Genomic DNA, 26,717 nt, shown 5'->3' with positions numbered 1-26,717 from the left:
CCATGCCCGTTTCCGCGATCGGCCTCGTCCACAGACTGCTCCGGGACGACTGCCCGCCCTTCGCTCTGCTGCGCAGACGCACTCCGGGCCACGACCACGACACCGTCGACGTACTGATCGGCCCGGTCCATGAAGCGGACCGGCTCGCCGACATCCCCGTGGGCGAGCAGCCCTCGCTCGCCCTGGTGCCGTTCCGGCAGATCGCCGAGCGGGGCTTCGATGTACGCGACGACGGCACTCCGCTGTCCGTACTGCTCGCGCGTGAGTCGTACGCGCTGCCGCTCGACGAGGTGCTCGCCGCGCTTCCCGTCCATGACGTACGGGTGGAGGGCGGCGGCTTCGATGTGCCCGACGCGGAGTACGCGCAGACCGTCCGGCGTGTCATCGAGGACGAGATCGGGCAGGGCGAGGGCGCGAACTTCGTGATCCGGCGGACCTTCGGGGGCGAGATCCCCGGGTTCGGCCGGGCCGACGCGCTCGCACTGTTCCGGCGGCTGCTGGCGGGCGAGCGCGGCGCGTACTGGACGTTCGTCGTCCACACCGGGGACCGGACGCTGGTCGGCGCCAGCCCGGAGGTGCATGTGCGGATGTCCGGCGGCACGGTCGTGATGAATCCGATCAGCGGCACCTACCGCTACCCCGCCGGGGGCCCCACCGCCGAGAGCCTGCTGGCGTTCCTCGGTGACCGCAAGGAGACCGAGGAGCTCTCCATGGTGGTCGACGAGGAACTCAAGATGATGTGCACCGTCGGCGACATGGGCGGGGTGGTGATCGGCCCCCGGCTGAAGGAGATGGCCCACCTCGCGCACACCGAGTACGAACTGCGCGGGCGTTCCTCGCTGGATGTCCGGGAGGTCCTCAAGGAGACCATGTTCGCGGCGACGGTCACCGGCTCCCCCGTACAGAACGCCTGCCGGGTGATCGAGCGGTACGAACCGGGTGGCCGCGGCTACTACGCGGGCGCGCTGGCCCTGCTGCGTCTGGACGCGAACGGGGCGCAGACCCTCGACTCGCCGATCCTGATCCGGACCGCGGACATCTCGGCCGACGGGCATCTGAAGGTGCCGGTCGGCGCCACGCTCGTACGCCATTCGGACCCGGAGAGCGAGGTCGCGGAGACCCATGCCAAGGCGGCCGGGGTGCTGACGGCCCTGGGAGTGCGGGCGGGGCGGCCACGGGCGGAGGCGGCGCGTCCGCAGCTGGCTTCCGATCCGCGCGTGCAGTCCGCGCTGGACGACCGGCGTGGCGGGCTCGCGCCGTTCTGGCTGCGGATGCAGGAGCGCACCCAGGAGCTGTCGGGTCATGCCCTGGTGGTGGACGGCGAGGACACCTTCACCGCGATGCTGGCCCATCTGCTGCGGTCGTCGGGGCTCGAAGTGTCGGTGCGCCGGTACGACGAGCCGGGGCTGCGCGATGCCGTACGGGCGCACGAGGGTCCCGTCGTGCTGGGACCCGGGCCCGGGAATCCGGCCGACGCCACCGACCCGAAGATGCGGCTGCTGCGGGAACTGGCCGCCGAGCTGCTCCGGGACCACCGGCACGGGCTGCTGGGGGTCTGCCTCGGGCACGAGCTGATCGCCGCTGAGCTGGGCATGGAGATCGTCCGGAAGACCGTGCCGTACCAGGGGGCGCAGACCCGGATCGAGCTGTTCGGCCGTCCGGAGACCGTCGGTTTCTACAACAGCTTCACGGCCCGCTGCGACGAGTCGACGGCCACCGAGCTGACCGCGCACGCCATCGAGGTGAGCCGGGACACGGCGACCGGTGAGCTCCACGCGCTGCGCGGGAAGGGCTTCGCGTCGGTGCAGTTCCACCCTGAGTCGGTACTGACCCTGCGCGGGGCCGCGATCGTGACCGAGCTGCTGGCGGGACTGCCGGTGCTCAGCTGACGGAGGGGCGGAGGTCCCGGCGACGACCGGTCGTCCGGGGCCTCAGTTCCCGGGGAGGGCGGGCACCAGGACGTTGTCGCTGCGGCGGCCGGCCAGGTAGTCGGCGACGTTCTGGACGGTGGCTTCGACGATCTGGCCCACCGCGTCCTGCGTGTAGTACGCCTGGTGCGAGGTCACGAGGACGTTGGGGAAGGTGACCAGCCTGGCCAGGGTGTCGTCGTCGACGCCTTCCAGGGACTTGTCGAGGAAGAAGAGCCCGGCCTCCGCCTCGTACACATCGAGCCCCACACCCGTGAAACGGCCTGCCTTGAGTTCGGCGACGAGCGCCGAGGTGTCGATGAGTCCGCCGCGGCTGGAGTTGATCAGGATCGCGTCGTCCTTCATCGCGGACAGGGCGTCCTTGCCGATGATGTGGTGCGTCGAGGGCAGCAGGGGTACGTGGAGGCTGATGAGGTCGGCCTCGGCGAGCAGCTGTTCCTTCTCGACGTACTTCATGCCGAGCTCCAGGCACGCCGGGTTCTCGACGACGTCCCAGCCCAGCAGCTTCATGCCGAATCCGTGGGCGATCCGGGTGAACGCCTCACCGATCTTTCCGGTGCCGATCACTCCGACGGTGCGTCCGCGCATGTCGCGGCCGAGGAGGCCGTCGAGGCGGAAGTCGAAGTCGCGGGTGCGGCTCGCGGCGCGGATGATGCGGCGGTTGACCGCCATCGCCAGCGTCCAGGCGAATTCGGCGACGGAGTACGGCGAGTAGTACGAGACCCGGGCGACGCGGAGGGCCAGGCGCTCGGCGACGTCGAGGTCGATGTTGTTGAAGCCCGTGGAGCGCTGGGCGATCATCTGCGTGCCGCCCGCGGCGAGGGTCTGCAGGACGCCGCTGCCGAGGTCGGCGTTGACGCTCGTGGAGATGATCTCGTACCCCGCCGCGATCGGTGCGGTGTCGCTGTTGAGGAAGACATCCAGGCAACGGACCTCGTGCTGTCCGGCGAAGGCGTTCTCGATGAGGGGCTTCTCGTCGGACTGCACACCGAATGCCAGGATCTCCACGACGTCTCCCGTTTCGCGCAGGCGAGGGGCTTGGGCCGGTCATCGCGAATATGCCGGTCATCGCGAATATACGGCCCGCGCCCCCGGTGCGCCGCTCAGCCGACGTCGTCGAGGCCGCGCTCGATCGCGTACCGCACGAGCTCCACACGGTTGTGCAGCTGGAGCTTGCCGAGGGTGTTCTGCACGTGGTTCTGGACGGTGCGGTGGGAGATGACGAGCCGCTCGGCGATCTGCTTGTACGAGAGTCCCTTGGCGACCAGGCGCAGCACCTCCGTCTCGCGCTCGGTGAGTGCCGGAGCCTTCGGTTCGTCGGATGCCACGGGGGCCGGGTCGGAGGCGAGCCTGCGGTATTCGCCGAGGACCAGACCGGCGAGGCCCGGGGTGAAGACCGGGTCGCCCGCGGCGGTGGAGCGCACGGCATCGGTCAGTTCCTGCGTGCTGGCGGACTTCAGCAGATAGCCGGTGGCACCCGACTTCACCGCCTCCAGGACATCGGCGTGCTCGCCGCTGGCGGAGAGCACCAGGACCCGCAGTCCGGGATGGGAGCCGACGAGCTCCTTGCACACCTGGACACCGGGCATCCCGGGCAGGTTGAGGTCGAGCACGAGGACGTCGGGCCTGACGGCCGTCGCCCGGCGCACGGCCTGCGGGCCGTCACCCGCGGTCGCCACCACGTCGAAGCCGGACTCGGCCAGATCGCGGGCGACCGCGTCGCGCCACATCGGGTGGTCGTCGACGACCATCACCTTGGTGGGCGGCTGCTGTGCGTCCTGCGCGTTCGGTGTACTCATCGGGCCGATCCTGCCTTCCCCCGTGAAACTTTCGGAACCTTCAACTCGACCTCCGTGCCCTGTCCGGGCACGGAAATCAACGCGGCCGTGCCACCCAGGTCACGCAGCCGCCCGCGGATCGACAGGGCCACCCCGAGGCGGCCCTCCCCCTCCGCCTGGGCGAGCCTCCCGTCCGGGATGCCCGGACCGTCGTCCCGGACCGTGACGATCACTTCGTCCGGCTCGTCCTCGACCAGGATCCACGCCTGGGCGTCCTGTCCCGCGTGCACCCGCACATTGTCCAGGGCGGCACTGACAGCGGCGGCCAGCTCGCGCGCCGCCTCCGGCGGAAGCAGCACCGGAGCGCCGGGTTCCGCGAAGCTGACGCGGGACCCCGCGTGCGGGGCGAGCAGGGCGCGCAGATCGCAGTCGGCACCCGCGGCCCGTTCGTCGTGGACCTCGACGGTGCGGACCACGGCGCCTTCGGCGGCGTCCTCGGAGACCCGTGTCATGGGCACCAGACCTGTGGAGACCAGGGTGCGCAGGGCGACTTCCTGCTCGCCGGCCATCCGGCCGAGCTCGGCGGCCTCGCCGCCGAGAGCCGTGCCGCGGCGCTGCACCATCGCGAGGACCTGGAGCACGCTGTCGTGGATGTCCCGGGCCAGGCGCTCCCGCTCGCGGGTGGCCGCCTCGATCTCCAGGGCGCGGGCCAGGGTGCGTTCACTGGCGCGGGCCACCTCGACGACGTACCCGATGGCGATGGAGGCGACCCAGACCAGCAGGACGTTGTGCAGGGTGTCCCGGCTGGGGTGGCCGCGCTCGACGATGTTGGCGACGGCGACGAAGGTGGAGGCGAAGGCCGCCCACCGCCAGCCGCCCTTGATGGCGAAGGCCAGGACGGAGCCGGCCGTCCAGATCGACGGGAGGGTCGGGCCGTCGACGTGCTGGGCGTGGAAGTCGGCGAGCGGGGTGACGAGGATCCCGGTGAGGGCGACGACGAGGTCCGCGCCGAGGAAGCGTTTGGTGCAGCTCGCCGCGTTGGCGACCTTGGGGAGGGTGGCGAGGGTCCAGACGGCCATCACGGCCAGGTAGACGACGGCGACCCACGGCCGCTCGAACTTGTCCCGGCCGACGACGGCGAGCAGCACCGCGTAGGCCATGGTCAGCAGGCGGTACGCGGTCAGCGCACGCCACAGCGGCTGCTCGACGGACATTCGTACGACCCGCTCGCGCTTGGTCATTTCCCCCACCCCCCGGGCGGACAGCGGCGCGACTACGCGCCTGACCGTCCCGTTCCGTCCTTGTCCTGCTTCTGTGCGCGCTTCTCGTCCTCGGCCCGGAGCTTCGCCTCGTCGGCGATCTGGCGCTTGGCCGCCGTCGCGTAGATGTCGACGTACTCCTGGCCGGAAAGCTTCATGATCTCGTACATGACCTCGTCGGTCACCGAACGCAGGATGAACCGGTCGCCGTCCATGCCCTGGTAGCGGCTGAAGTCGAGCGGCTTGCCGATCCTGATGCCCGGCCGCATCAGCTTGGGCATCACCTGGCCGGGCGGCTGGATCTTCTCCGTGTCGATCATCGCGACGGGGATGACGGGCGCACCGGTCGCGAGGGCCACCCGGGCGAGACCACCGGGCTTGCCACGGTAGAGGCGGCCGTCGGGCGAGCGGGTGCCCTCGGGGTAGATCCCGAAGAGACCGCCGCTCTCGATGACCTGGATGCCCGCCCTGATGGCCGCCTCACCGGCGCCGCGGGCCCCGGAGCGGTCCACCGGGAGCTGGCCGACGCCCTTGAAGAAGGCCGCGGTCAGTCTGCCCTTCACCCCGGGCGCCGTGAAGTACTCGGCCTTCGCGATGAAGGTGACCTTGCGGTCGAGTACGGCAGGCAGGAAGAACGAGTCGGAGAACGACAGATGGTTGCTCGCGAGGATCGCCGGCCCCTGCGCGGGGATGTTCTCCAGGCCCTCCACCCACGGCCTGAAGGCGAGCTTCAGAGAGCCGCCGATGGAGAACTTCATTGCGCCGTAGATCAACTCGGGTGCCTCCTGTGTGCTGTCGGACAGACCTTAACCTGTGGGATCGCACGCTTCCCCGCCCGGCACCGGGCCGTGCCCCGCCGGAGACACGGCCCCTCCCGTAGCTGCGACCGGTGACGGCCCTGGTCGGTGTCGGTCCGGTCGCGTACGGTGAAGTAATCCTTCTTCGCACTCCCTCTTGAGCTCCGCCGCTCCACCCGTTACTCGCGCGTCACCCACCAGTCACAGCCTCACGAACAGGAGACCCCCGGTGCCGGTCCTCCCTGGAGCCGAGCCGTTCCGCCACGAGGGCGGAGAGGTCGGCGTCCTTCTCTGTCACGGATTCACCGGATCGCCGCAGTCGCTGCGCCCCTGGGCCGACTACCTCGCGGAGCGGGGGCTGACCGTCGCGCTCCCGCTGCTGCCCGGACACGGCACCCGCTGGGAGGACATGGCCATCACCGGCTGGCAGGACTGGTACGCGGAGGTGGACCGGGAGCTGCGCGTCCTGCTGGAGCGGTGCAGCAAGGTCTTCGTCTTCGGACTCTCCATGGGCGGTGCGCTGTCCCTGCGGCTGGCCGCGAAGCACGGGGACGCGGTCGCGGGCCTGGTACTGGTGAACCCGGCGAACAAGGTGCACGGCCTCTCTGCCTACGCCCTGCCGGTCGCCCGGCATCTGGTGCGTACGACGAAGGGCCTCACCAGCGACATCGCGCTGGAGGGCGCCGAGGAGGTCGGCTACGACCGGGTGCCGCTGCACGCGGCCCATTCGGTACGCAATTTCTTCCGTCTCGTCGACGCCGAGCTGCCCCAGGTCACTCAGCCGCTCCTGCTGCTGCACAGCCCCCAGGACCATGTGGTGCCGCCCGCCGACTCGGCCCGCATCCTGAGCCGGGTGTCGTCGACGGATGTCGAGGAGATCCTGCTGGAACAGAGCTACCACGTGGCGACGTTGGACCATGATGCGGGGCGGATCTTCGAGGAGAGCTACTCGTTCATCGGCCGCCTCGCACCCAGCGTCGGGAAGAAGGGGAGCACGTCCGGTGGCTGAGCACGACGCGGAGCGCACAGGCAGTGACGAGGAGCGCGAACCGCGTCCCACGGAGGGCGCCGCTGTCCCCGAGGGGACCGAGGACGTCCGTCCTGTCGACGAGGACGCGGCCTGGGAGGCCATCGTCGCGGGGTACGGCGAGGAGCCGCCGGACCCGCCGGGCGCCAAGCCGTTCAAGTCGATCGAGGATCTGGCCCTGCTGGAGGACGATCAGCTCAACGTCCTGGAGCCGGACACGGACGCCGGCACGGGTGACGACGCGGACAAGGGCGCGGGCAAGCCGCTGTCCCCCAAGCCTGCGAAGCCTCCGGAGAAGAAGGCGCTGGGCAGTTCCGTCGTCTTCGCGCCCGGTGTGGCCGGGCCGCGTGACTACGAGGTGGAGGAGCCCAAGGAAGGCGACATCGACGGCCCCGACGACGGCGAGGAGGGACATTTCGTCCCGCCGGAGCCGCCGCCGCTGCCCGAGGCCGACGTCACGGCGAAGTTCGCCTGGCTCGCGGTCGTCGGTGGTCCTGTCCTGCTGCTGATCGCCGTGCTGCTGCAGTGGGACATGACGTGGTGGCTCACCACGCTCTGCATCGGCGGCTTCCTCGGCGGATTCGCGACGCTGGTGGCGCGGATGCCCCACGACGACGAGGACGACGGGGACCCGGGACGCGGCGCTGTGGTCTGAGGCCCAGGGCCTGTCCGGCGGATCAGGGCCTAGTGCCTTTTCGTTTGGATCATGCCGGCCGGGCCGTGGTGGACAGGGCGGGCACCCGGAGTGCCGCCAGCACCGGCAGGTGGTCCGTGGCGGCCCGCAGGTCCGCGTCGGCGATGCCGGGCAGCCCCGACGGGACACCGCAGCCGAGCACCTCGATGCCGTCAGTGGCGAAGACCGCGTCGATACGCCGCCGGGGCTCGTCCGGCGGGAAGGTGTGCTCGGCGCCCCAGGGGCGTACGGCCCGGCAGTCCTGGAGCCGCCCGGCCAGCCGCTTGAACGCCGGTCCGTCCGGCCCCTCGTTGAGGTCGCCCGCCGCGATCGCGTGGGGCACCCGCATATCGTCCAGCCGTTCGAGCAGGAGGCCGGCCTGGGCGAGGCGTTCCTCGCGCTGGAGGCTGAGATGGCAGCTGAGGAGTCCGATCCGGGTTCCCGCGATCCGCACCACGGCCGTGGCGAAGCCCCTGCGGTGCAGACCGGGGGTGAGCGGCAGCAGCACGTCCTCGGTCCGCTCCACCGTGGCCCGCAGCGAGCAGAGCAGCAGGGGCCCGGCCGCGGTGGCTCCGCCGCTGAGGATCACCAGGTCGGTACGGGCGGCGAGCCCGGCGGCGGCCTTGCGCCAGCGGAAGAAGCGCGGGGCCTCCTGGACGAAGACCAGGTCGGGACGGCAGGCGCGGATGACCCGGGCCAGGGCCTCGGTGTCGTCACGCATCGACCGGACGTTGTAGCTGAGCACTCTGATGACGGCCGAACCGTCCGGCTCGGTACGGGAGTCGGGCAGCGGCGTCATGACCATGGGGTTCACGATACGACGGACGCCCGCCGCGCCCCAGAGGGCGCGACGGGCGTTCGGTCGTGCTGTGCGGGCTCAGCCCTGGCGGGCCAGGTCGGCCGCGCCCACCAGGCCGGCCTTGCCGCCGAGCTGGGCGGCGAGCACCTGGGCGTGCGGGCGCCATTCGCCGCCGATCAGCCAGCGCCGGAAGGACTTGCGGATCGGGTCGAGGACGAGTTCGCCCTCGTCCGAGACACCGCCGCCGACGATGAACGCGGAGGGGTCGAAGAGCGAGGCGAGGTCGGCGAGTCCGGCTCCGGCCCAGCGGGCCAGCTCACGGAACGAGTCGACGGCCACCAGGTCGCCCTGGCGTGCGGCGGCGCTGATGTGCTTGCCCTCGATGCCCTCCACCGTGCCGTCGCCGAGCGACAGGAGGATCGCGGCGTTCTCGGGGGTGGCGTTGGCGCGCTGCTTCGCGTAGCGGACGAGCGCGCGCCCCGATGCGTACTGCTCCCAGCAGCCCTGGCTGCCGCAGCCGCAGAGCAGACCGTCCGGGACGACCCTGATGTGGCCGAACTCGGCGGCCACACCGAAGCGTCCGCGCCGCAGCTTGTTGCCGATGATGATGCCGCCGCCCAGGCCGGTGCCGAGCGTGATGCAGATGACGTCCTCGTGGCCCTGGCCCGCTCCGAAGCGGTACTCGCCCCAGGCCGCCGCGTTGGCGTCGTTCTCGACGACGACCGGCAGGCCGACGCGCTGCTCGACCTTGTCCTTCAACGGCTCGTGGCGCCACTTGATGTTCGGTGCGAACAGCACGGTGGCGCGCTTGTCGTCGACATATCCGGCAGCACCGATGCCGACCGCCTCGACGTCATGTCCCTCGCTCGCTCCGGCCACGGCTGAGCAGATGGCGTCGACGATGCCTTCGGCCGTCGGCGGGGTCGGTACCTTGAACATCGAGAGGATCTGGCCCTCTTCGTCGACCACTCCAGCCGCGATCTTCGTGCCGCCGATATCGACGCCGATGGTGAGTCCCATGAATCCCTCAGTTTCGGTCGAGCCCCGCTACGGCCAACCGTACCCGAGGCGGGGAAGGCGCCGGGCCTTCTGCCTCCGGCCCGGGGTCAGTCGAGGTCGATGTGTTCGCTGCCGCCGGGGCCCTCGTCACGGGGGTCGGACGGGTCCTCGGATGCCTTCTTCGCGCTGCTCGCGCCGCCCGCGCCCTCGGTGGTGCGGGTCCAGCGGGACTCCTGGCCCTCGACGGCCGAGCGGTAGGCGGCGAGGAGTTCGTTGCCCGCGGCGGCGAGATGGTCGAAGAGGTCCGGATTGCGCTCGATGACGGGCTCGACCGCGGACTTGGCCTGCCTGATCACCTGCTGGACGGCGCCCTGGGCTGCGACGCCGAGCAGCGGGGACTGGAGCGAGGAGACCTTGTCGGCCACCGCGTCGACCAGCTTGCGCAGTTCCTCGGCGGCGGATCCGGGCTGCGGCCCGTACTCGGCGCGGCGTCTGGCCTTCTCGGCTTCGAGGTCCTCGGCGCAGGCATCGGCCCACGCGTCGCCGTCGGCGGGACGATCGGTGGCTTCACTCATGGCGGGCTCCTGCGGCAAGGGTGATGTAGTACCGACGTTACCCGAACGGGGGTAAACCGTTCATCGGATCCGTGGCCAGAGGTCAGGGTCCGGCGTGAACCGGACGCGCAGCACGCCGTCGTTGAGCGCGGCTCCGGCCACGGTGCAGCGGCGCAGCCCGGACTCCAGGCGCACGATCCGGTGGAACGGGCCGACGGTGAGGAGCAGTTCGTCGCCGCGGCGGACCAGGTGGAGGTCCTCCTTGCGGGCTCCGGGCAGCGGCAGGCACCAGACGAGGGTCCCGTCGGCCTGGTCGTCCGACGGGTCCGGGGTCCGGGTGTCCTCGATCCACCAGGGGTCGTCGGCGCGGCCGGGGGTCCGTTCGTCGGGGGCGGGGCCGCCGAGCAGGGCCAGATCGTCGAGGCCCCGCGGATCATGGCCCAGGTGGGGCGCTTCGCTCAGGGGCGTCCCGGGGGCCCACTCCTGCGACCAGTGGTCGAGGCACTTCTCCTGCTGGGCGGCGAGGCCGGCGAACCAGGGGTCGGGCGAGTGCCGGGGCAGTACGCGGCTGGCCACGAGTGCGTCGGTTCGCAGGCCCTGCAGGGCGAGTCCGGTACGGGCGGTGCGCAGGGTGTCCTCGGCGGCCGGTCCGGGTTCGGCGACCAGCCGTACGGTCGTCGAGCGGTCCTCGATCAGCGCCTGGACGGCGGCCAGCTCGGCGTCCTTGCGGGCTGCGGCCTCGTACAGCCACTGCGCGGGCGCGGGGACCCCGGCGAGCTGGGCGAGGACCGGGCGCAGGGCGCGTGCGGCCTGGCGTTCCTGGGGCAGGAGGCGGCGCAGGTAGCGGCGCAGCTGCTCGGGCAGGGCGAGCAGGGCGAGTGCCTCGCGCAGCGGTGGCAGGTCGACGACGAGGACGTCCGTGCCGTCCTGCGACCAGTCGCCGTCGGCGGCGCGGCGCAGCGTGTGGAGGAGGGCGAACTGTGTGCTGCCGGGCAGTTCGGTGAGTTCCTCGCCGTCGAGGCGGTTGGCACCGAGCAGGCCCAGGACCCCGGACGCCCGGTCCTGGAGGGCGACGAGTTCCTCGCGGAAGTGTTCGCCGGAGTCGATGCGGGCGTACCGCAGTCCGCCGGTGACCTCGGTGGGCTCTGTGCCGGTGGGGAATCCGGGTACGGCGTCGGCGGAGACGAGCAGGGTGCGCATGCCCGCGCGGGCGGCGGCCAGTGCGGTCGCCGCCGCGACCGTCGTACGGCCTGCGCCGCCGGGGCCGGTGACCAGGACCGTACGCACGCGGTCAGCCCTTCGGGACGGACTCGACGCGCTTCTTCAGTCCGGCGAGGGCGCGGTCGATGATGACCTTCTCCGCCTTGCGCTTGATCATGCCGAGGAGCGGGATCTTGACGTCGACGGCCAGCCGGTAGGTCACCTCGGTGCGGTCGCCGACCGGCGCCAGCGTGTACGAGCCGTCGAGGGCCCGCAGCATCTGGGACTTCACCAGGGTCCAGCTGACCTCGTTCTCACCGGTCCAGGTGTACGCGAGGACGTGGTCGTCCTTGATCGCTCCGGCGTCCAGGACGAGGCGGACCTGCTCGGCCCGGCCCCGGTCGTCGCCGGCCAGGACCTCGGCCTGCTTCACCTCGCCGGTCCACTCGGGGTAGCGGGCGAAGTCGGCGATCACTCCCATGACGTCGGCCGGTGCCGCCTCGATCATGATGCTCGAGCTGGTGTGTTCAGCCATCGCCGTGGCCCTCCAGTGCGCTGTACCGGTCGCGTTCGGCAGAGATCTGCCGCGTGCAGGCTATCGCGTACAGGAGGGTCGTCGTTCCGCGGTCCGCTTCACCACTCCAGGGCCCATGGCCGCCCGGTGGAGGCGAAGTGACCGACGTTGACGCACTCGGTGACTCCGATCCGCATCCGGCGGACCAGCGGCTGGTGGACATGGCCGAAAAGCGCGTAACGGGGGCGGGTGCGGCGGATGGCGTCGAGAAGGGCGGGGCTGCCGCGCTCGAAGCGGCGCGCCACGGTGTCGTACGTCAGCTCCGGGACGTCGGGCGGGATGTGCGAGCAGAGCACGTCGACCTGCCCGAGCGCCTCGACCTTGGCCGCGTACTCCTCGTCGCTGATCTCGTACGGGGTGTTCATCGGGGTCTTCAGGCCGCCGCCGACGAACCCGAAGACCCGGCCGCCGATCTCGGCGCGCTCGCCGTCCAGGACGGTGGTGCCGGGGGCGGCGTACTCGGGCCAGAGGCCGGGGATGTCGACGTTGCCGTAGGTGGCGTACGTCGGGGTGGGCAGGGCGGCGAACATCTCCGCGTACTGCTTGCGTACCGCGGCGACGATGGCGGCGTTGCGGTCCATGCCCTCCCACAGGGCGCGGCCGAAGTCGCGGGCCTCCTCGAAGCGGCGGGCGGTGCGCAGTTCCACGATGCGGTCCGCGTTCTCCACCCCGAAGAGGTCGGGGAAGATGCCGCGCGAGTGGTCGGCGTAGTCGAGGAAGAGCACCAGGTCACCGAGGCAGATGAGGGCGTCGGCGCCGTCTCCCGCGCGTGCGAGCGCCTCGGTGTTGCCGTGCACGTCACTGACCACGTGGACGCGCGTACCGCTCCTCGCGGTCGCGCTCCGGCCGTCCCCACCGCTGCCTCGCATCCGATCACCCTAGATCGCGGTCTGCCGCCTGGGTAGGTGTGGCAGGACCTGCGGTAACTTCCGGGTCGTCACATGGGTGCACTACTGTGCCCGTCTAGGCCCACCTATGTGTGTGATGCATAAGACATCTGGCCGGAACCCCCTATCCGGAACCGACTACCGGTGGGTAACGTCCGGGCAGTCCAGTCGTGCTCACCCCACGGAGCACGTGCCAGTTTTGGACCGCATCCGGTGCGTCACACAGAGCCGTGGCACCGGCGCCCGATGAGGAGCAGCAGTCTTGCGCGAGTTCAGCCTTCCGGCCCTGTACGAGGTCCCCTCGGACGGCAACCTGACGGATCTCATCCGCCGCAATGCCGCTCAGCATCCCGAAGTCGCGGTGATGAGCCGCAAGGTGGCCGGCGTCTGGACGGACGTCACCGCCACCCGGTTCCTCGCCGAGGTCAGAAGCGCGGCCAAGGGCCTGATCGCGGCGGGCGTGCAGCCCGGCGACCGGATCGCCCTGATGTCGCGCACCCGCTACGAGTGGGTGCAGCTGGACTTCGCGATCTGGAGCGCCGGCGCGGTCACCGTCCCGGTCTACGAGACCAGTTCGCCCGAGCAGGTCCAGTGGATCCTGGGCGACTCGGGTGCCGTCGGCGTCATCGTGGAGAGCGACGCCCACGCCGAGGCCGTCGCCTCTGTACGGGACGGACTGCCCGAGCTGCACCACGTGTGGCAGATCGACAAGGGCGCGGTCGACGAACTGGCCGCCGCCGGGGCGCAGGTCTCGGAGGAGACCATGGACCTGCGCACGGTGAGCGCCAAGGCCGACGACCCGGCCACCATCGTCTACACCTCGGGCACCACGGGCCGCCCCAAGGGCTGCGTGCTGACCCACCGCAGCTTCTTCGCGGAGTGCGGCAACGTGGTGGAGCGGCTCAAGCCCCTCTTCCGTACGGGCGAGTGCTCCGTACTCCTCTTCCTGCCGGCCGCGCACGTCTTCGGCCGGCTGGTCGAGGTGGCCTCGGTGATGGCCCCGATCAAGCTCGGCTGCGTGCCGGACATCAAGAACCTCACCGATGAGCTGGCGGCCTTCCGGCCGACGCTGATCCTCGGTGTGCCGCGGGTCTTCGAGAAGGTCTACAACTCGGCGCGCGCCAAGGCGCAGGCCGACGGCAAGGGCAAGATCTTCGACCGGGCCGCCGACACCGCGATCGCGTACAGCCGCGCGCTGGGCACCCCGCAGGGGCCGTCCCTCGGTCTGAAGGTCAAGCACAAGGTCTTCGACAAGCTGGTCTTCAGCAAGCTGCGGGCCGTGCTCGGCGGCAAGGGCGAGTACGCGATCTCCGGCGGCGCGCCGCTCGGTGAGCGGCTCGGCCACTTCTACCGCGGTATCGGCTTCACGGTGCTGGAGGGCTACGGCCTGACCGAGACGTGTGCGGCCACCGCCTTCAACCCGTGGGACCGGCAGAAGATCGGTACGGTCGGTCAGCCGCTGCCCGGTTCGGTCGTCCGGATCGCCGACGACGGTGAGGTGCTGCTGCACGGCGAGCACCTGTTCACGGGCTACTGGAAGAACGAGACGGCGACGGCCGAGGCGCTGGCCGACGGCTGGTTCCACACCGGTGACATCGGCACCCTCGACGAGGACGGCTATCTCGCGATCACCGGCCGCAAGAAGGAGATCATCGTGACGGCGGGCGGCAAGAACGTCGCCCCCGCCGTGATCGAGGACCGGATCCGCGCGCACGCGCTGGTCGGTGAGTGCATGGTGGTCGGTGACGGGCGTCCGTTCGTGGGCGCGCTGATCACCCTGGACGAGGAGTTCCTGAGCCGCTGGGCCGAGGAGAACGGCAAGCCCGCCGGTTCGACGGCCGTGTCGCTGCGCGAGGACCCGGAGCTGCTGGCCGAGGTGCAGCGGGCCGTGGACGACGGCAACGCCGCGGTGTCCAAGGCCGAGTCCGTACGCAAATTCCGCGTCCTGGCCGCCCAGTTCACCGAGGAGGCGGGCCACATCACGCCGTCGCTGAAGCTGAAGCGCAATGTGGTGGCGAAGGACTTCGCCGACGAGGTCGAGTCCATCTACCGCGCCTGATCGGGCACTTACGCGAAGGGCCCCTGTCTCCCCGTCCCGGGAGGCAGGGGCCCTTCGCGCGGTTCAGAGCAGCGTCCTCAGCTTCTGTGCGAGCAGGTCCCAGCGCCATTTCTCCTCGACCCAGGCCCTGCCCCGCTCCCCCATCCGCCGCCGCAGCTCCGGATCGCGGAGCAGGGTGACGATCCGGTCGGCGGACTCCTCCGCGGAGCCGCCCCGCACCACCCACCCGGTCTCCCCGTCGAGCACGGCGTCGGGCGCGCCGCCCGAGTCGCCCGCCACCACCGGCAGGCCGGTCGCGGACGCCTCCAGATAGACGATGCCGAGGCCCTCGACGTCGAGGCCGCCGCGCCGGGTCCTGCACGGCATGGCGAAGACGTCACCGGCGCCGTAGTGCGCGGGCAGCTCCTCCCACGGCACCGGGCCGGTGAACCGCACCGAGTCCGTCACTCCGGTCTCGGCGGCCAGCTTCTTCAGTTCCCCCGCGTACGGTCCGCCGCCGACGATCAGGAGGACCGCGTCCGGCACCCGCGCGAGGATCGCGGGCATGGCGAGGATCAGGGTGTCCTGGCCCTTGCGCGGGACGAGCCGCGACACACAGACGACGACGGGCCGGTCCGTGAGCCCGAGCCGGGCCCTGACGAGGTCCCCGCCCGATGCCGGGTGGAAGGTCTTCTCGTCGACCCCGGGCGGCAGCTGGACCATGCGGCCCGCAGCCTCAGGGGTGAGGGCCGCCGCGATCCGGGAACGGGTGTACTCGCCGAGGTACGTGAGCGTGTCCGTGCCCTCGCCGATGCGGCGCAGCAGCTGCCTGGAGCCGGGCAGCTGGGCCCAGCCCGCCTCGTGCCCGTGGGTGGTGGCGACGATCCGGCGCGCGCCCGCCTTGCGCAGGGCGGGCGCCATCAGGCCGAGCGGGGCCGCGGCGCCGAACCAGACGGAGGAGCAGCCGTGTTCGCGCAGGAGCTGAACCGCCCGCCGGGTGACCCGCGGAGTCGGCAGCAGCATCGTCGTACGGTCGCGCACGACGGTGAAGGGCTGCTCGGCGTCGAAGACGGCGGTGGCCGCGACACCCTCGGGGCCGCGCTTCCATGTGGAGGCGTAGACGACGAGCTGTCCGGGGTCCACGCGCAGCGCCATGTTGTGCAGGAACGCCTGGATACCACCGGGCCGGGGCGGAAAATCGTTCGTCACGATCAGGGTCTTGTCCATCGCCGCCGACAGTACCGAACGGCCCCGCTTCATCGCTCCCGCCCCGTCCCGCCCGGCATCATGGCCCTCCGTAACCACCGCCGATCGGGATGAGGCAGTCATGACGGGAGCAACCGGCACACGTCTGTCTCTCGCGGTGTGGGCGCTCACCCGGGCGACGCTGCTGCTCTGCGTCCTCAAGGTCTTCACGGTCCCGGGGCCTGACGTGACGAGCGATGTGTCGGCGATCTACCACGGCTGGTACGAGGTGCTGAGGAGCGGCACCTACCCGGTGGACGACGTCACCTGGCAGTACCCGCCCGTCGCCGCGCTCGCCGTCCTCTCACCTGCCCTGCTGCCCTTCCTGGACTATCCGTCGGCCTTCTACGTCGTGGTCCTGTTCTGCGACGCGCTGGTGCTGGGCCTGCTGCTGCGCGCGGGGCGGCGGCCGGGCAGGAGCGGCGCGGGGGCCTGGGTGTGGGTGGCGGGCGTGCCGCTCCTCGGCCCGACCTCGTACGCCCGTTACGACCTGATGGTCACCGCGGTCGCGGTGACGGCGCTGCTGGCCGGGGTGCGCAGGCCGCGGGTGCTGGGGGCACTGGCCGCGTTCGGTGCGCTGCTGAAGGTGTGGCCCCTGCTGCTGCTGGTGGGCACGGCGCGCGGGCGGGCGAGCCGGAGCGCGTGGTCGGCCGCCGCGACGGCGGCGGTGACGCTGGCCGTGCTGTGCGCGGCCGCGCTGCCCGGCGCGTTCGCGTTCCTGTCGTTCCAGCGCGACCGGGGCACCGAGATCGAGTCGCTGGGGGCGCTGGTGTTCCACGTGGCGCGGCAGTTCGGCTGGGAGGGCGGGGTGGAGCTGCGCTACGGCTCGATGGAGTTCGTCGGCGCGTACGTCCCACTGGTGTCCACGCTCGCCATGGGGCTGACCGTGCTCGCCTTCGGCTGGCTCCTGGTGTGGCGGCTGCGGGCCCGGACGTTCACGGTGAGCACTCCGGCGGACGCGGCGTTCACGGCCGTCCTGCTGTTCACCACGACCAGCCGGGTCATCAGTCCCCAGTACATGCTGTGGCTGGTCGGCCTGGCGGCCGTCTGCCTGGTGTTCCGGGGCAGCCGCATGGCGCTGCCCGCCTGTCTGGTGCTGGTGGCCACGGGCGTCACCCTGCTGGAGTTCCCGCTCGGCTTCGCGCACGTGGTCGCCAGTGACGCGGTGGGCGTGGGGCTGCTCCTCGTACGCAACGGTCTGCTGGTCGCCGCGACGCTGGCCGCCGGGCTGCGGTTGTGGCGGGAGACCGTACCGGCCGGGCCGGGGGACGGACCGCGCGCCGGCTCCGCCGGGGGCCCGGAGCGGGGGGACCGTCAGCCGAGCCGGGCCGCCACGTAGTCGCGCCAGCTCGACGTGAAGTCCTGCGGAGTCGTACCGAGCACCGTGTGCATCGCCTGCTCCACCGCCCCGTCCCGCCCCGGATGGCCCCCCACGGCCTTGTAGAAGGCGATCAGCTTCTCCGCGCCCCAGCGGTCCTCGATGAGCTCGCAGGCCATCCAGCCCCCCTCGTACGCCCTTGCGAGCTTGTCCGCGTCGCCGTCGAAGCCGAACTCCTCGTCCTCGGGCAGCACGGTGGGCTGTTCTCCCCCGCGGACCGCCTCGGCCAGCTCGGGCGCGATCAGACCGGCCGCGCGGTTCTCGTCCCGGTAGGCGACCCAGTCGGCGAAGCCCTCCGAGAGCCAGACCGGGGTGGCCGGGGAGGTACGGACGCGGGTCGCCACATGGGTGGTCTCGTGGGTGAGGACGACCTGCTGCCCGAACGCGCCGAGCATCGCGTACGCCTGCGGATTGACGATCACCCGGTCGGCGGCGCCGGGAGCCCGGCCCGAACCGCCCACCTCCCCGGTGGTGACGGCCGCTATGCCCCGGTAGCTCGCCGCGGGCGAGCCGAGCAGCCCCGCCATGTCCTCCACCGAGTCCGGCACGAGCACCACCACCCGGCGCGCCCAGGACTCCGGCCAGGCGGCGGAGACGGCCGGCACTGCGTGGTCCGCGGTGTCCGCGACCCGGCGCAGCTCGGCCTCGGGGCGGCCCACTCCGAGTACGAGGCTGTGGCTGCCCCGGACGACGTCGATGTCGCCCTGCTGCCACAGCAGGCCCGCGGCGCCCTTGCCGGGCCGGTCCGCGGCGATGTACCAGCGGCCGTCGGCGTCGTCCTTGGCCAGTTCCAGGGTGCGGGCCGCGGATACGGGTGCCCGGTCGTAGCCGTCGATCCGGTACCGGAGGTCGACGTCGGCGGTGACCCGGCCGGCGCCGTGCGGGGTCACGGTCTTCAGCTCGTACGTCCACGACTTCAGCGGTACGTCGGCGAGGTTGGCCAGCTCGGTGAGCTGGGCGGCGCGCAGGGCCGTGGCCTTCGGGGCGAGCGCGGCCAGGTACCCCTGCGGGTCGTGGTTCAGGACCGCGGTCGCGCGGCGCTCCAGGGTGGCGCGGATCTCCTGGGCGGCCGTGTCCCTGGCCTGCTCGCCGGGGGCCGCGCAGGCGGACGCGAGCAGCAGCGCGGCGAGCACGGCGCCCGCCGTGCGCCGCGCCCGGGCCCGCTCCCGCCCTGCCTCACGCCTCTGAACAGCCATCCCGCCGATCGTACGGTCACAGACGGGTGACCGAGGAGACGGGCATCATGCCGACAGGGTCGTAGCGCACCGGGGCGCCGGGATAGGGGGCGTGGATCACCTGGCCGTTGCCCGCGTACATCCCGATGTGGCTCGCGTCCGCGCGGTAGGCGACCAGGTCCCCGGGGCGGGCCTCTTCGAGCGGCACCATCCGGCCTGCGTACCGCTGGGCCTGGGAGGTGCGCGGCAGGCTGACCCCGGCCTGGGCGTACGCCCACTGCATGAGCCCGGAGCAGTCGAATCCGCTGGGCCCGTTGGCACCCCACACGTACGGCAGCCCGAGCGCCTGCCTGGCCGCCACGAGGGCGGCCATGGACCTCCCCGAGCCCGGCGCCTGGCCGGAGAGGGCCGGGACCGGCTCGTCACGTCCTGAGCGGGAGGCCCGGTCGAGGGTCTCCCGGTCCTCGGAGGGCAGGGAGTTCAGCAGTTGCCGTGCCTGGGCGAGCTTGCCCTCCACGGTGCGCTTGTGGCGGGTGACGGCCGCCCGGCTGCTCTCCAGCTCGGCGAGGGACCTGGTGGCCTCCGCGCGGATCTGGGCGACCTTGCGCTGCGCCCGCTGGAGCTTGTGCAGTTCGAGGGTCCGCCGCTCGCTCAACCGGTCGAGGGTGGCGGCCTGTTCGAGGTAGGTGTCCGGGTCGGCCGAGAGCAGCAGGGCGATCGACGGGTCGATGCCGCCCGAGCGGTACTGCGCGCCTGCGATCGAACCGAGGGCCGTGCGCATCCGGTTGATGTCCTGCTGGCCGCGGGCCGCCGTGTCCTGCGCCCGGACCACCTCGCCACGCAGCCGGCCGACCTTCTCCCCGGCCTCGTTGAACCGCTCGGTGGCCTGCTCGGCCTCGCCGTACAGCCGGTCGACACGGGCCTTGGTGGCCTCGTGCGTGTCCTGCGGGTCGGCGCTCGCCGGGACGGCCCCGAGTGTGGCCGCGGCAGTCGCCGCGGCGGCCGACAGGACAGTGACCCGGACGGTCCGGTTGAGGCCGGACTGTGTGGAACGGCGATGGGACACCACAGGAAGCCGCACTCCCTTCCGCGTACCCGACCGCCGGAACCGGCGGACGGTGCGCAGCCCCTTGCCGCCCGGGGCGGGCGGACCGACGACCGGGAGCTGCACAGCAGGCAGACAGTAATCGGACGGCTACACAGCGGCCAAAGGCCGCGGCGGCCCCGCGGGGGCCGGAAAACAGCTCCGCCCCGCCGGTGACCTTGGTCTCCGGCGGGGCGGGGGCGTCAGCGAGGGGTGCCGTAATTCGCCCGTTCGGGCGTCAGATGCGCACGCCGAACTGGAAGGTGCCCATGTAGTCCATCGACTCGTAACGGACCACGGTGCCCGGCTTCGGGGCGTGCAGGATCTGGTTGTTGCCCGCGTACAGGCCCACATGGGCCAGGTTGTTGAAGAACACCAGGTCCCCGGGCTTCAGCTGGCTGCGGCCGATCTTCGTGCCGTCGTTGTGCTGGGTGTACGTGGTCCGGGTGATCTGGACACCGGCCTGGGCGTAGGCCCACTGGGTCAGACCGGAGCAGTCGAACGAGTTGGGGCCTGTGCCGCCGGAGACGTACGGCTTGCCCTGCTGCGTGGAGGCGGCCTGGAGGGCGGCGGCGCCGCGTGCCGAGGCGGGGACCTCGTTACCGAGGCTGACCCGCTCGCTCGCCGCGCGGCTGGCGCGCTGCTCCTCCTCGGCCATCTTGGCCCGCTCGGCCTCGGTCAGGGTGTTGAGGAGCGCCTGCGCGTCGGCGAGCTTGCCCTGGAACTTCTTCTTGTTCTCACCGAGCGCCTTGCGGACGTCGGCGAGGTCGCCCAGCTTCGACTGGGCCTCCTTGCGCTGCTGCGCGAGCGTGCGCTGCTTCGACTGGATCTTCTGGAGCGATTCGGTCTGCTTCGCCGTCAGCTGGTCGAGCGCCGACGCCTTGTCGAGGAAGCTGTCCGGGTCCGAAGCGAGGAAGAGCTGGACGGACGGGTCGATCCCACCGGAGCGGTACTGGGCGGTGGCCAGCGAACCGAGCTCGCCGCGCAGGGTGTTGAGCTCGTCCTGACCGCGGGCGACCTTGTCCTGGATCCCGTCGACCTGCTTCTTGAGCTTGTCCTGCTGCTCCTTGGCCCCGTTGTACTTCTCGGTGGCCGCTTCCGCCTCGTGGTAGAGCTTGTCGACCTTCGCCTTGACCTCGCTCTTGGTCGGCTTGGGCTCGGCGTGCGCGGCCTGGGAGGTCAGGGCCACGGCCGCGGCGGCGGTAGCGGTGAGCACGGTCACGCGGGTGCGGCTCGGCTGCTTGGGACGACGGTGGGACGCCACGAAGGCGAGCTCCTTCTTCCTCGAGCCGCCTACCGGGCTATGGGGGGACGGAAATCCCCGGCTCCGTACACATCACGGACGCGGCGGTTCCTTCGCTGCCACCCCGGATGGGTGATCAACCGTGCGAAGGTTCGAGGCCCGACCTTAGTGACCAACTTGTGATCAGTTCAAATCCTCACGAGCAAAATCTCGCCACACGAGGTACTTCTTTGCTCACATCACACGGCGTGTAGCGGGAACTTGACGGTACGTTCCGGAAAATCCGACATGCCACACATGCTGGTCACAAGGCATCAGACGCGCGAAAGCCGCTTCAGGAGCAAGGCGGACGCGACGGGCCTGGCACCGGCCTTCGCCACTCCGTCGGCCACTTCGCGGTCGGTGGAGACCACCACGACGGGCCGGCCGGGCGGTTCCGCGCGGGCCAGCTGCCGGATCAGCTCGTCGGCGGTCACGCCCGCCTTGCTGAACAGCACGCGCACCCCGCGCGGCGGTGCGAGCAGGACGGGCGCGGCCAGCTCCGCCCCGTCGAACACACAGGTCATCTCCGCGCCGGTCTGCGCGGCCAGCACCGAGAGACCGCCCAGCAGCCTCAACCGCTGCTTCTCCAGCGGCATCTGCGGATAGCCGGTCTTGGTGACGTTGTAGCCGTCGACGATCAGATGCGCCTGCGGCAGCGCGAGCAGCTGGTCGAGCAGCGCCGGATCGGTCTCCGAAAGGGCCCTGGCGGCAATGTCCTTGGGTGACATCCGGCCGGGCTCGACTGCCTCGACACTGTCCGCGGGACGGATCGAGGAGGGCGGCAGGGCCAGTTCGCGGCGCAGCCCCTGTGCCGCGTCGAGCACGGTGTCGAGCAGCAGCCGCAGCCGCATGTCCTCGACCGAGCGCCCCTCCCTCGCCGCTCTGCGACTCGCCTCGACGGACGCCTCCGCCTCGCCGAGCCGGGCCTTCAACCGCCGGGACTCGCTCTCGGCGGCCGAGATCTGCACCGCCGCCTCGGACCGTACGGTGTCGGCCTCGGCGCCACCGCGGCGCAGGGCCGCCTCGCTGCGCTTCACCTCGCTGAGGGCGCTGCGGAGTTTGCGCTGGAGCGATTCCGCTTCCTTGCGGGCGGCGTCGAGTTCGGCACGCAGCCGCTCGGTCTCGCTCTTCGTATGGCTGCGGGCCTGGGCCAGCTCCTCGCGCAGCCGCTCCAGTTCGCGCCGGGTCTCCTCGTCGGCCCGCTCGGCGTCGGCCCGCTGAACCTCTTCGCCCGCGGCCTCGACCAGCTTCACCCAGCCGACAGGCCGCAGCACGTAGGCCGCGGCGGCCACATCGACGGGATCGGCGGCGGCCGGCGGCGCGCCGGCCCCCAGCGTGGCGGCCAGCTCGGGCTGGGCCTGGGTGAGCCGCTCACCGATGCGCCGGCGGAACACCGGCTCGCTCTCCAGGGCGGCCGCCATCGCGTTCCCGGCGAACTTGGCGCGGCGGGTCGGCGTGAAACGGGCGTACTGCCTGAGCTGGGTGGGGAGTTCGCCGACGGTCAGGCCGCCGAACGCGTCCGAGACCAGCGCGATGACCCGGCGGCGCACGCCCTCGGGCAGCGGACGGTCGAGTGCCTCGACGGCGCCCTCGGCCTCATCGGCCGGTTCGGCGCCGTGAGTCGGCTGCTCCGCCATCCGTCACCCCAATATGTCTGTCCGCGGCCCCGTCAGGAGTCGGCGCCCGGCCTGTCTACCAGCTCGATCTGGTCCACCGCGTTGCACCAGCGGCAGCGCACCGACTCGATGGTCTCACTGACCACCTCGCGCTCCTCGACGCTCGACTCCCCGGCCAGGTCCAGATGGACGTACTCCACGACCTTGGAGGAGCGGGTCACGTCGAACCGGGTGAGATTTCCGCAGAGCGTGCAGCGCCAGCGGGTCCCGTCGGTCGGCATGGGGACCGTCGTCATCGTTGCGTCCTCTTTCGTCGTTCGTCGAGCCTCAAGCTGTCTGTTTCAACGATCTCGCGGTGCGCCGTCGAACTGCGGATGTCCTGTCGTAACCCTACGGCCTCGCGCATACCCATCGACACGGCGAGGCGGTCTGTCCCGTTCTCCGCCGGTGCGTCATGCTCTGTGCATGATCGATTGGCGGGAAGTCGATTGGCGCGACAAGGCCAGGAGAGTCCGGGGAGCGGCCGCGGCGGACGGTGCGCCCGTCACGTACGGACTCATCGCGTTGTGCTGCGCCGTCTTCCTGATCAGCCCGTTGTCGGGGTTCAACCTCTCCTACGGCACCGCCGACCGGCTGCTCGCCGCGCAGGCCGCGTACTTCGAACGGTGGGGCGTGATCCCCAGCGAACTGTGGGCCGGTTCGACGCGTGCGCTGCTCACCCCGCTCACCGCACTGTTCGTACACGGAAGCTGGCTGCACCTGCTCGGCAACATGCTGTTCCTGTACGTGTTCGGGGCGATGGCCGAGGAACGCATGGGCCACGTGGGGTTCGCGGTCTTCTATCTCTCCTGCGGCTACCTGGCACTGCTCGTCTACGCGGCGGCGCACGCCGAATCGGACCAGACGCTGGTGGGCGCGTCGGGTGCGATCTCCGCGGTGCTCGGCGCGTTCCTCTGCCTCTTCCCCAGGGCGCGGGTCACGAGCATCTTCCCGTTCCTCTTCTTCCTGCCCCTGCGCTTCCCCGCCTGGATCGTGCTGATCTTCTGGTTCATCCTTCAGTGGCTGGCGGCGCAGAGCGTGGGGAACAGCCCGGGCGTGGCGTATCTCGCCCATGTGGCGGGCTTCGCCGCCGGGTTCCTCTACGCCTGGGTGTGCTACCGCCGTGCGGCTAGAGTGAAGTCTCCAGCCACGGCCACCGAGGGAGAAAGCCAGCCGTGATCACCGCGATCGTGCTCATCAAGACCAGCGTGGACCGGATTCCGGAGATCGCCGAGGCGATCGCCGCGCTGGACAGTGTCAGCGAGGTCTTCTCGGTCACCGGGACGTACGACCTGATCGCCATGGTCCGTGTGGCCAGGCACGACGATCTCGCCGATGTCATCCCCGGCCGGATCAGCAAGATCCCGGGCGTCGAGGGAACGGACACGCACGTGGCGTTCCGTACGTACTCGCAGCACGACCTCGAAGCGGCCTTCGCGATCGGCCTCGACGCCTAGGACCTCTCGCCCGGATCAGACCTGAGCGGTTCCGCGGTCCGGGACGCAGCGGCCGTCCTCCGTGCGGTACTTCCACTGGGCGCCGTCGCTGACCAGCTCCTTCACCGCGCGTACGAAACGCTCGACGTGCTCGTCCGGCGTACCGGCCCCGAAGCTGACCCGGATCGCGTTGAGGGACCGCTCGCCCGGACCGGCCTCCGGAGCGCCGCACTCGCCCTGGGTCTGCGGGTCGCTGCCCAGCAGGGTCCGCACCAGGGGGTGGGCGCAGAACAGGCCGTCGCGGACGCCGATGCCGTACTCCGCGGAGAGCGCGGCGGCGAAGTGCGAACTGTTCCAGTCCTCGACGACGAAGGAGATGACGCCGACCCGCGGGGCGTCGTCGCCGAACAGCGAGAGCACCCTGACCTCGGGCACCTCGGCGAGTCCGGCACGGACCTCGGAGACGAGCCGCTGCTCGCGGGCGACGAGGCTGTCGAAGCCCGCCTCGGTCAGCGCCTTGCAGGCGGAGGCGATCGAGTAGACGCCGATGACGTTGGGCGAACCGGCCTCGTGGCGGGCCGCGGTGGTGTGCCACTCCACGTCCACGCCGCCGTCGGTGCGCCGGGCGACCTTGCGCGAGGCCCCGCCGCCGGCCAGGTACGGCTCCGCGTCCTGGAGCCAGTCGGCGCGGCCCGCGAGGACTCCCGAACCGAACGGCGCGTACAGCTTGTGTCCGGAGAAGGCGACCCAGTCGACGTCCAGCTCCGCGATGTCGACCGGGTGGTGGGGCGCGAGCTGCGCGGCGTCCAGCACGATGCGCGCACCGTGGGCGTGGGCGGCGGCGGCCAGCTCCCTGACCGGCCACAGCTCGCCGGTGACGTTGGAGGCACCGGTGACGCAGACGAGCGCCGGGCCGTAGGGGTCGCGCTCGGCGAGCGCGCGCTCCAGGGCCTCGACGGCCTGCCCCGGGGTGCGGGGAGCGTTGAGGTAGGTCACGCGGGCGTCGCGCCACGGCAGCAGTGAGGCGTGGTGCTCGGTCTCGTAGACGAAGACCTCGCAGTCCGCGGGGAGCGCGGCGGCGAGCAGGTTGAGGGAGTCGGTCGTGGAGCGGGTGAAGATCACCTGGTCGTCGGCCCGGCAGCCGAGGAACTCCGCGACCGTCCTGCGGCTGCTCTCGAAGAGGTCCGTGGAGAGCTGCGAGAGGTAGCCGGCACCCCGGTGGACGCTGCCGTAGTACGGGGCGTACGCGGCGACGTCGTCCCACACCCGCTGGAGCGCCGGGGCGCTGGCCGCGTAGTCGAGGGCGGCATAGGTGACTTCGCCACCGGTAACGAGCGGAACCGTGACGTCCTTGCCCAGAACCGGCAGCGGGGCACAAATGGACTGGTCGATGGCAGCGGTGGAGACAGACATGGCGAACTCCCGTAACAGGCAGGCGAATTCCGCGCGCCGACGAGTACGCGGCAGCGCAGGAGAAGAGGAAAGGAGGGTGCGCGGAGGAGGGCCGGGAGGGGCCCTATCGCATTCGCTTGCTCACAAGAGACTCCCTAGGGACCAGGACCCCGGGGGTTGGCATTCACAGATGCCGAGGGGCCCGCGCTTGCCGTAGACCTCGCTGCCTACGGCCTGGTCTTCACCCGGGGCACCCCGCCACGGACGGAGGGTTGCCGGACAGCGAGCCGGGGCCTATTCGCTGTCACTCATGACCTGCCCAGCATCTTGCCATACGCACGGACATGCGCAAGGCGCGGTCCGCTATCCGGACCGCGCCCCGTGCGTACAGCGTCTGTTCAGGCGTTGCTGGCCGCCACCCAGCGCTCCAGCACCCGCTTGGCCGCACCGGAGTCGATCGACTCCCGCGCCCGTACGATCCCGGCGGCGATCTCCTCGTTCAGCGTGCCCGTCCCGCCGTCCAGGGCGACCAGCGCCGCCGCCGTGTTGAGCACCACCGCGTCGCGTACCGGACCGGTCTCGCCGTCCAGCAGCCGGCGGGCGACATCGGCGTTGTACGAGGCGTCGGCGCCGCGCAGGGCCTCCACGGGCACCAGCTCCAGGCCGACGTCGCGCGGATCGAACGCCTCCTCGCGCACCGCACCGTCCCGGACCACCCAGACCCGTGAGGTGGCCGTGGTGGTCAGCTCGTCGAGGCCGTCGTCGCCGCGGAAGACCAGGGCCGAGTTGCCGCGGTCGGCGAGGACGCCCGCCACGATGGGCGCCATCCGCAGATCGGCGACGCCGACGGCCTGGGCGCGCACCTGGGCCGGGTTGGTGAGCGGGCCCAGGATGTTGAACGTGGTCTGCGCGCCGAGCTCCTTGCGGGCCTTGGCCGCGTACCGCAGGGCGGGGTGGAACTTCACGGCGAAGCAGAAGGTGATGCCCGCCTCCTCCGCGACCTGGACGACGCGCTGCGGGGTCAGTTCGAGGTTGACGCCGAGCTTCTCCAGGACGTCGGACGACCCGCTCGCCGACGAGGCGGCCCGGTTGCCGTGCTTGACGACCTTGGCGCCGGTCCCCGCGATGACGATCGCCGACATCGTGGAGATGTTGACCGTCTTGGCGAGGTCTCCGCCGGTGCCGACGATGTCGACCGTGCGGCCCGGTACGTGAATGGTGTTGGCGTGTTCGTACATGGCCCGTACGAGCCCGGTGACCTCGTCGACCGTCTCGCCCTTGGCGCGCAGCGCGACGGCGAAACCGGCGATCTGCGCGTCGGTCGCCTCGCCGCTCATGATGCGGTCCATCGCCCACGCGGTGTCGTCCGACGACAGGTCCTCGCCACGCAGCAGCGGGTTCAGCACGCCCGGCCAGGAACGAGCCGCCACGCTGTCGCCGCCGTCCGGGGTCACAACGTTCATGGTCCGCTCCTGGGGTCCACAGCCGATAAGGGGATGGCCTCTACCTTATCCAGCCCGGAGGGCGGCAAAGAGCCCCGTCCATTCGATGGAC

The 26,717-nt window shown here is 71.3% G+C and carries 25 protein-coding genes and 1 riboswitch; of the genes, 7 read left to right on the top strand and 18 right to left on the bottom strand.

The features are described 5' to 3' along the window. The first annotated feature begins 2 nt into the window (after positions 1-2). Entirely contained in the window at positions 3-1,889 is a 1,887-nt protein-coding gene (locus ACWGO0_RS24520) for an anthranilate synthase family protein (protein ID WP_453538875.1), read from the top strand. 42 nt (positions 1,890-1,931) lie between these two features. On the opposite strand, the gene ACWGO0_RS24515 is transcribed toward ACWGO0_RS24520, so the two are convergent. From ACWGO0_RS24515 to ACWGO0_RS24500, 4 genes are all read right to left on the bottom strand, one after another. Further along, the gene (locus tag ACWGO0_RS24515) at positions 1,932-2,936 is read right to left on the bottom strand and encodes a 2-hydroxyacid dehydrogenase (RefSeq protein WP_453538872.1); all 1,005 of its coding nucleotides are present in this window, start codon (positions 2,934-2,936) and stop codon (positions 1,932-1,934) included. Between the two features lie 95 nt (positions 2,937-3,031). Next, a complete protein-coding gene (locus ACWGO0_RS24510) occupies positions 3,032-3,727 on the bottom strand; it encodes a response regulator (RefSeq protein WP_453538869.1) in 696 nt (231 codons plus the stop codon). Beyond that, the gene (gene macS, locus ACWGO0_RS24505) at positions 3,724-4,947 is read right to left on the bottom strand and encodes a MacS family sensor histidine kinase (RefSeq protein WP_453538866.1); all 1,224 of its coding nucleotides are present in this window, start codon (positions 4,945-4,947) and stop codon (positions 3,724-3,726) included. Before macS ends, ACWGO0_RS24510 begins: the two co-directional genes overlap by 4 nt. A 32-nt stretch (positions 4,948-4,979) precedes the next feature. Then, on the bottom strand, positions 4,980-5,723 hold the full coding sequence (locus ACWGO0_RS24500) for a lysophospholipid acyltransferase family protein (protein WP_453538998.1): 744 nt from the start codon (positions 5,721-5,723) through the stop codon (positions 4,980-4,982). Positions 5,724-5,991: 268 nt separating this feature from the next. Here ACWGO0_RS24500 and ACWGO0_RS24495 point away from each other — a divergent pair, with 268 nt between their 5' ends. Both ACWGO0_RS24495 and ACWGO0_RS24490 read left to right on the top strand, forming a co-directional pair. Then, positions 5,992-6,771, top strand: coding sequence for an alpha/beta hydrolase (locus tag ACWGO0_RS24495; RefSeq protein ID WP_453538863.1), 780 nt, complete (start codon positions 5,992-5,994; stop codon positions 6,769-6,771). Then, on the top strand, positions 6,764-7,444 hold the full coding sequence (locus ACWGO0_RS24490) for a hypothetical protein (protein ID WP_453538860.1): 681 nt from the start codon (positions 6,764-6,766) through the stop codon (positions 7,442-7,444). The genes ACWGO0_RS24495 and ACWGO0_RS24490 overlap by 8 nt, the downstream gene beginning before the upstream one ends. 49 nt (positions 7,445-7,493) lie before the next feature. Here the strand turns inward: ACWGO0_RS24490 and ACWGO0_RS24485 are convergent, their stop codons facing one another. The 6 genes from ACWGO0_RS24485 to ACWGO0_RS24460 all read right to left on the bottom strand — a co-directional run bounded on the left by ACWGO0_RS24485 (position 7,494) and on the right by ACWGO0_RS24460 (position 12,457). Next, complete coding sequence (locus ACWGO0_RS24485; protein ID WP_453538857.1) at positions 7,494-8,267, bottom strand: endonuclease/exonuclease/phosphatase family protein; 774 nt, start codon at positions 8,265-8,267, stop codon at positions 7,494-7,496. 72 nt (positions 8,268-8,339) lie between these two features. Then, positions 8,340-9,281, bottom strand: coding sequence for an ROK family glucokinase (locus tag ACWGO0_RS24480; RefSeq protein WP_453538854.1), 942 nt, complete (start codon positions 9,279-9,281; stop codon positions 8,340-8,342). Positions 9,282-9,367: 86 nt separating this feature from the next. After that, positions 9,368-9,835, bottom strand: coding sequence for a DUF5304 domain-containing protein (locus ACWGO0_RS24475; protein ID WP_453538851.1), 468 nt, complete (start codon positions 9,833-9,835; stop codon positions 9,368-9,370). Positions 9,836-9,895: 60 nt separating this feature from the next. Next, positions 9,896-11,101, bottom strand: coding sequence for an ArsA family ATPase (locus ACWGO0_RS24470; RefSeq protein WP_453538848.1), 1,206 nt, complete (start codon positions 11,099-11,101; stop codon positions 9,896-9,898). 4 nt (positions 11,102-11,105) lie between these two features. Continuing rightward, complete coding sequence (locus ACWGO0_RS24465; RefSeq protein ID WP_453538845.1) at positions 11,106-11,549, bottom strand: SRPBCC family protein; 444 nt, start codon at positions 11,547-11,549, stop codon at positions 11,106-11,108. 98 nt (positions 11,550-11,647) lie between these two features. Beyond that, positions 11,648-12,457 carry a metallophosphoesterase family protein gene (locus ACWGO0_RS24460; RefSeq protein WP_453538842.1) on the bottom strand — a complete coding sequence of 270 codons (810 nt, stop codon included), beginning with the start codon at positions 12,455-12,457 and terminating at the stop codon, positions 11,648-11,650. A gap of 280 nt (positions 12,458-12,737) precedes the next feature. Between ACWGO0_RS24460 and ACWGO0_RS24455 the strand changes: the two genes are divergently transcribed. Beyond that, positions 12,738-14,534 carry an AMP-dependent synthetase/ligase gene (locus ACWGO0_RS24455; RefSeq protein ID WP_453538839.1) on the top strand — a complete coding sequence of 599 codons (1,797 nt, stop codon included), beginning with the start codon at positions 12,738-12,740 and terminating at the stop codon, positions 14,532-14,534. A gap of 63 nt (positions 14,535-14,597) precedes the next feature. Here ACWGO0_RS24455 and ACWGO0_RS24450 read toward each other — a convergent pair whose 3' ends face one another. Beyond that, the gene (locus tag ACWGO0_RS24450; protein WP_453538836.1) at positions 14,598-15,740 is read right to left on the bottom strand and encodes a glycosyltransferase family 4 protein; all 1,143 of its coding nucleotides are present in this window, start codon (positions 15,738-15,740) and stop codon (positions 14,598-14,600) included. A 100-nt stretch (positions 15,741-15,840) separates the two neighbouring features. On the opposite strand from ACWGO0_RS24450, the gene ACWGO0_RS24445 reads away from it, so the two are divergent. Then, the gene (locus ACWGO0_RS24445) at positions 15,841-17,097 is read left to right on the top strand and encodes a glycosyltransferase 87 family protein (RefSeq protein ID WP_453538834.1); all 1,257 of its coding nucleotides are present in this window, start codon (positions 15,841-15,843) and stop codon (positions 17,095-17,097) included. Here ACWGO0_RS24445 and ACWGO0_RS24440 read toward each other — a convergent pair. From ACWGO0_RS24440 to ACWGO0_RS24420, 5 genes are all read right to left on the bottom strand, one after another. Beyond that, positions 17,073-18,332 (bottom strand): hypothetical protein, encoded by a 1,260-nt coding sequence (locus tag ACWGO0_RS24440; RefSeq protein WP_453538831.1) that lies wholly within the window; start codon positions 18,330-18,332, stop codon positions 17,073-17,075. The genes ACWGO0_RS24445 and ACWGO0_RS24440 overlap by 25 nt on opposite strands. 16 nt (positions 18,333-18,348) lie before the next feature. After that, entirely contained in the window at positions 18,349-19,380 is a 1,032-nt protein-coding gene (locus ACWGO0_RS24435; protein ID WP_453538828.1) for an NlpC/P60 family protein, read from the bottom strand. 253 nt (positions 19,381-19,633) lie between these two features. Next, positions 19,634-20,659, bottom strand: coding sequence for an NlpC/P60 family protein (locus ACWGO0_RS24430; protein WP_453538825.1), 1,026 nt, complete (start codon positions 20,657-20,659; stop codon positions 19,634-19,636). Positions 20,660-20,952: 293 nt separating this feature from the next. Then, positions 20,953-22,317 (bottom strand): NYN domain-containing protein, encoded by a 1,365-nt coding sequence (locus ACWGO0_RS24425; RefSeq protein ID WP_453538822.1) that lies wholly within the window; start codon positions 22,315-22,317, stop codon positions 20,953-20,955. 32 nt (positions 22,318-22,349) lie between these two features. After that, a complete protein-coding gene (locus tag ACWGO0_RS24420) occupies positions 22,350-22,592 on the bottom strand; it encodes a hypothetical protein (protein WP_328909734.1) in 243 nt (80 codons plus the stop codon). 169 nt (positions 22,593-22,761) lie between these two features. Between ACWGO0_RS24420 and ACWGO0_RS24415 the strand changes: the two genes are divergently transcribed. Further along, positions 22,762-23,514: a rhomboid family intramembrane serine protease gene (locus ACWGO0_RS24415; RefSeq protein ID WP_453538818.1), complete on the top strand. Its 753-nt coding sequence runs from the start codon at positions 22,762-22,764 to the stop codon at positions 23,512-23,514. Beyond that, on the top strand, positions 23,511-23,792 hold the full coding sequence (locus tag ACWGO0_RS24410; protein WP_003969641.1) for an Lrp/AsnC family transcriptional regulator: 282 nt from the start codon (positions 23,511-23,513) through the stop codon (positions 23,790-23,792). Before ACWGO0_RS24415 ends, ACWGO0_RS24410 begins: the two co-directional genes overlap by 4 nt. A gap of 15 nt (positions 23,793-23,807) precedes the next feature. Here ACWGO0_RS24410 and ACWGO0_RS24405 read toward each other — a convergent pair whose 3' ends face one another. Continuing rightward, positions 23,808-25,184 carry an aminotransferase class V-fold PLP-dependent enzyme gene (locus ACWGO0_RS24405; RefSeq protein WP_453538811.1) on the bottom strand — a complete coding sequence of 459 codons (1,377 nt, stop codon included), beginning with the start codon at positions 25,182-25,184 and terminating at the stop codon, positions 23,808-23,810. A 178-nt stretch (positions 25,185-25,362) separates the two neighbouring features. Next, positions 25,363-25,479: riboswitch (SAM riboswitch) on the bottom strand. 82 nt (positions 25,480-25,561) lie between these two features. Then, a complete protein-coding gene (trpD, locus tag ACWGO0_RS24400) occupies positions 25,562-26,626 on the bottom strand; it encodes an anthranilate phosphoribosyltransferase (RefSeq protein ID WP_453538808.1) in 1,065 nt (354 codons plus the stop codon). Positions 26,627-26,717 lie beyond the last annotated feature (91 nt).

This window comes from Streptomyces sp. NPDC055749, from assembly GCF_053617235.1.
Note: the sequence above shows the minus strand (reverse complement) of the source record. Positions and strands in the feature narration are given on the sequence as shown.

Bases quoted from the DNA above. Each gene is read 5' to 3' on its own strand.
- trpD (WP_453538808.1), bottom strand. From the start codon at position 26,626: ATGAACGTTGTGACCCCGGACGGCGGCGACAGCGTGGCGGCTCGTTCC.
- ACWGO0_RS24420 (WP_328909734.1), bottom strand. From the start codon at position 22,592: ATGACGACGGTCCCCATGCCGACCGACGGGACCCGCTGGCGCTGCACG.
- ACWGO0_RS24445 (WP_453538834.1), top strand. From the start codon at position 15,841: ATGACGGGAGCAACCGGCACACGTCTGTCTCTCGCGGTGTGGGCGCTC.
- ACWGO0_RS24450 (WP_453538836.1), bottom strand. From the start codon at position 15,740: ATGGACAAGACCCTGATCGTGACGAACGATTTTCCGCCCCGGCCCGGT.
- ACWGO0_RS24510 (WP_453538869.1), bottom strand. From the start codon at position 3,727: ATGAGTACACCGAACGCGCAGGACGCACAGCAGCCGCCCACCAAGGTG.
- ACWGO0_RS24425 (WP_453538822.1), bottom strand. From the start codon at position 22,317: ATGGCGGAGCAGCCGACTCACGGCGCCGAACCGGCCGATGAGGCCGAG.
- ACWGO0_RS24485 (WP_453538857.1), bottom strand. From the start codon at position 8,267: ATGGTCATGACGCCGCTGCCCGACTCCCGTACCGAGCCGGACGGTTCG.
- ACWGO0_RS24460 (WP_453538842.1), bottom strand. From the start codon at position 12,457: ATGCGAGGCAGCGGTGGGGACGGCCGGAGCGCGACCGCGAGGAGCGGT.
- ACWGO0_RS24480 (WP_453538854.1), bottom strand. From the start codon at position 9,281: ATGGGACTCACCATCGGCGTCGATATCGGCGGCACGAAGATCGCGGCT.
- ACWGO0_RS24465 (WP_453538845.1), bottom strand. From the start codon at position 11,549: ATGGCTGAACACACCAGCTCGAGCATCATGATCGAGGCGGCACCGGCC.
- macS (WP_453538866.1), bottom strand. From the start codon at position 4,947: ATGACCAAGCGCGAGCGGGTCGTACGAATGTCCGTCGAGCAGCCGCTG.
- ACWGO0_RS24475 (WP_453538851.1), bottom strand. From the start codon at position 9,835: ATGAGTGAAGCCACCGATCGTCCCGCCGACGGCGACGCGTGGGCCGAT.
- ACWGO0_RS24415 (WP_453538818.1), top strand. From the start codon at position 22,762: ATGATCGATTGGCGGGAAGTCGATTGGCGCGACAAGGCCAGGAGAGTC.
- ACWGO0_RS24440 (WP_453538831.1), bottom strand. From the start codon at position 18,332: ATGGCTGTTCAGAGGCGTGAGGCAGGGCGGGAGCGGGCCCGGGCGCGG.
- ACWGO0_RS24520 (WP_453538875.1), top strand. From the start codon at position 3: ATGCCCGTTTCCGCGATCGGCCTCGTCCACAGACTGCTCCGGGACGAC.
- ACWGO0_RS24500 (WP_453538998.1), bottom strand. From the start codon at position 5,723: ATGAAGTTCTCCATCGGCGGCTCTCTGAAGCTCGCCTTCAGGCCGTGG.
- ACWGO0_RS24405 (WP_453538811.1), bottom strand. From the start codon at position 25,184: ATGTCTGTCTCCACCGCTGCCATCGACCAGTCCATTTGTGCCCCGCTG.